Source organism: Aminobacter sp. P4_D5 (assembly GCF_056401815.1).
In genome coordinates, this window is the sequence record NZ_JBFUIP010001077.1 from 1 (window position 1) to 587 (window position 587).

The following is a 587-nucleotide window of genomic DNA, read 5'->3' on the forward strand; positions in this document are numbered from 1 at the left end:
GATCCAGGTGGCGACGCGCTGCATCACCACGCAGCGGCAGAACTCCAGGATGGAGAGGATCACCAGCGCGAAGCAGGCCAGCAGGGTGAGGTACAGCAGAGTGTCCAGGTTGCGCGTCGCCAGCACACGGTCGAACACCTGCATCATGTAGATCGACACCGTGAGCTGAAGCACGTTCACCACGCCGGAGAACATCCCCACCACACCAAAATACGCACGACACGAACGAAGCGACGCCGTGATCGGCGTCTCGCGCAGAGACCGGCCGCTCATGGCATCGACCCGCGCAAGACCCGGCCGGAACCCGGGACAGAGCACATCACCAAAGGAGCCTCTCGCACATTTTGTGGATCGGAACCGAAGCGGCACAACACCGCACCGGCCCCCACAATCTGCGCTGGAGTCCTTACCTATCCGTTAACGCGAGCGTGTTTCCGATCAGCTCCGGCCGCGGCGAATGCCGGAGGCCGTCGAGGTCGCCGGTCGCGAGGCTCCGGCGGGCGTGCCGGCATCGAAGCCGAGGAAGCCGATGGAGGGCTGTGGCGCGCCGCCATTGGCCTGCCAGAGCTGCGGTAGGCGTCCGGCGC

Annotated in this window: 1 pseudogene; it reads right to left on the bottom strand. The window is 65.6% G+C overall.

Annotation, left to right across the window (positions count from 1 at the left end):
* Positions 1-273: pseudogene (locus AC1DWF_RS36750) on the bottom strand (hypothetical protein); the annotation flags it as partial.
* Between the last annotated feature and the right edge of the window lie 314 nt (positions 274-587).